Here is a 2,624-nt window from a genome sequence, read left to right as displayed (position 1 = left end):
CGTGGTTCCGACGGACTTTGGTTGTGCGAGCGCGCCGAGCGGGCCAGCGCGCGCCAGCGCGCCTACGCCGCGTCGAGCGCCAGGCGCTCGCGCACCACGGCCGCGAGCTCCTCGGCGATCCGCTCGGCATCGGCCTGCGAGGCCGCCTCGACCATGACCCGCACGACGGGCTCGGTGCCGGACGGCCGGAGCAGCACGCGCCCCGCGTCCCCGAGTACGGCGGTCGCAGCGGCGACAGCGTCCTGCACGCCCTGGTCGGCCAGGCCGTGCCGGTCCACCCCGCGCACGTTCACGAGCACCTGCGGGAACACCGTCATGCACGACGCGAGCTGCTCGAGCGTCTTGCCCGTCCGGGCCATCTCGGCGACGAGGTGCAACCCGGTGAGGATGCCGTCGCCGGTGGTCGCGAACTCGTTGAAGATGATGTGGCCGGACTGCTCGCCACCGAGCGAGTACCCGCCCTCGGTCATCTTCTCGAGGACGTAGCGGTCGCCGACACCGGTCTCGAGCATCGTGATGCCCGCGTCCGCCATGGCCCGCTTCAGCCCGAGGTTCGACATCACCGTCGCGACGAGGGTGTCGGACGCCAGGCGCCCGCGCTCCTGCAGCGACAGCGCGAGGATCGCCATGATCTGGTCGCCGTCGATCGCGTTGCCGGCGGCGTCGACCGCGAGGCAGCGGTCCGCGTCACCGTCGTGGGCGATGCCGACGTCCGCTCCGTGCGAGAGCACCGCGCGGGCGAGGTTGTCGATGTGGGTGGACCCGACACCGTCGTTGATGTTCATGCCGTCCGGGTCGGCACCGATCAGGGTCACGCGGGCCCCGGCGTTGACGAACACCTCGGGCGAGACACCCGCGGCGGCGCCGTTCGCGCAGTCGAGCACGACGTGGATGCCGTCGAGCCGGTGCGGCAGCGTTCCGAGCAGGTGGACGACGTAGCGGTCCTCGGCGTCGGCGAACCGGGTGATCCGGCCGACGTCGCCACCGGTGGGGGTCGGTGCGGAGTGGTCGTGCATGGCCGCTTCGATGCGGTCCTCGACCTCGTCCGGGAGCTTCCGGCCGCCCGTGGCGAAGAACTTGATCCCGTTGTCGGGAGCGGGGTTGTGCGACGCGGAGATCATCACGCCGAAGTCGGCGTCGATGTCCGCGACGAGGAACGCCGCAGCGGGGGTGGGGATGACCCCGGCGTCGAGCACGTCGACGCCGGCGGAGGCGAGCCCGGCCGCGACCGCGGCACCGAGGAACTCGCCGGAGACGCGCGGGTCGCGCGCGAGGACCGCACGAGGGCGCGGTCGACCGGACGCCCGGCGGGCGTCCGCGTGGTGTCCGTGTGTGAGGACGGCCGCGCTCGCCTGGGCAAGACCCAGTGCGAGCGCGGCCGTCAGCTCGCCGTTGGCGAGACCACGAACCCCGTCGGTACCGAACAGACGCGGCATTGCGATCTTCAGCCGGTGACGACTAGCGCTTCGAGAACTGCGAAGCCTTGCGGGCCTTCTTGAGACCGGCCTTCTTGCGCTCGATGACGCGGGCGTCGCGGGTGAGGAAGCCGGCCTTCTTGAGGGTGGCGCGGTTGTTCTCGCGGTCGATCTCGTTCAGCGAACGGGCGATGGCGAGGCGGAGCGCACCAGCCTGACCCGAGGGGCCACCACCGGTGATGCGGGCGACGACGTCGTAGGCGCCGAGCAGCTCGAGCACCTTGAACGGGTCGTTGATGAGCTGCTGGTGCAGCTTGTTCGGGAAGTAGTCCTCGAGCGAGCGGCCGTTCACGACGAACGAGCCGGAGCCCGGGACGAGACGGACGCGTGCGATGGCCTCCTTGCGGCGCCCGACGGCACCGCCCGAGACGTTGAGGATCTGACGGGGAGCGGCCTCGGAAGCGGCGGGTGCGCTCTCCGTGGTGAAGCTCTCCGGGGTCTGGTCGAGGGAGTCAGCGATCTGAGCCATGAGTTTTACCTAGTCCTTGGAAGTCGTCGTGGCCGGAACTACTGTGCGACCTGGTCGAAGGTGTACGCCTTGGGCTGCTGCGCCGAGTGCGGGTGCTCCGCGCCGGCGTAGACCTTCAGCTTCTTGAGCTGCTCACGACCGAGGGTGTTCTTCGGGAGCATGCCGCGGATCGCCTTCTCGACGGCGCGGGTCGGGTGCTTCTCGAGCATCTCCGGGTAGGAGGTCGCCGTGAGGCCGCCCGGGTAGCCCGAGTGGCGGTAGTAGACCTTCTTCGCGAGCTTCGAACCGGTCAGGGCGACCTTGTCGGCGTTCACGATGATGACGTAGTCACCCATGTCCATGTGCTGGGCGAAGGTGGCCTTGTGCTTGCCGCGCAGGAGCGCCGCGGCGTGGGTGGCGAGGCGGCCGAGGACGACGTCGGTGGCGTCGATGACGATCCAGTCGTGCTGGACGTCTGCCGGCTTCGGGGAGAACGTACGAGTCACAGTGGTGCTGCTTTCGTGTCGAGGTGAGGAGTCCGTGAATCCCGCTCCGGTGGGTGTTCACGTGGGAGAACCCGTGTGAACGGCCCGGTGGAGGGCTCATCTGACTGTCCGGCGCACAGAGCGCGCAGACCAAGGTGAGAGCCTACCCGACGCACGTGACGGCGGTCAAACGGAGACAGGACGGACGGGAGGCGC

General features: G+C 69.9%; 3 protein-coding genes. All 3 read right to left on the bottom strand.

The features are described 5' to 3' along the window. Positions 1 to 62: 62 nt before the first annotated feature. The 3 genes from glmM to rplM are packed head-to-tail and all read right to left on the bottom strand — an operon-like array spanning position 63 to position 2,429. Positions 63 to 1,436, bottom strand: coding sequence for a phosphoglucosamine mutase (gene glmM / locus BIV03_RS07595; protein ID WP_071295217.1), 1,374 nt, complete (start codon positions 1,434 to 1,436; stop codon positions 63 to 65). A gap of 22 nt (positions 1,437 to 1,458) precedes the next feature. Then, positions 1,459 to 1,944: a 30S ribosomal protein S9 gene (rpsI, locus tag BIV03_RS07590; RefSeq protein ID WP_022906971.1), complete on the bottom strand. Its 486-nt coding sequence runs from the start codon at positions 1,942 to 1,944 to the stop codon at positions 1,459 to 1,461. Between the two features lie 38 nt (positions 1,945 to 1,982). Then, a complete protein-coding gene (gene rplM / locus BIV03_RS07585; RefSeq protein WP_022906970.1) occupies positions 1,983 to 2,429 on the bottom strand; it encodes a 50S ribosomal protein L13 in 447 nt (148 codons plus the stop codon). Positions 2,430 to 2,624 lie beyond the last annotated feature (195 nt).

The organism is Curtobacterium sp. MCBA15_016, from assembly GCF_001865105.1.
Taxonomy (GTDB): domain Bacteria; phylum Actinomycetota; class Actinomycetes; order Actinomycetales; family Microbacteriaceae; genus Curtobacterium.
Note: the sequence above shows the minus strand (reverse complement) of the source record. Positions and strands in the feature narration are given on the sequence as shown.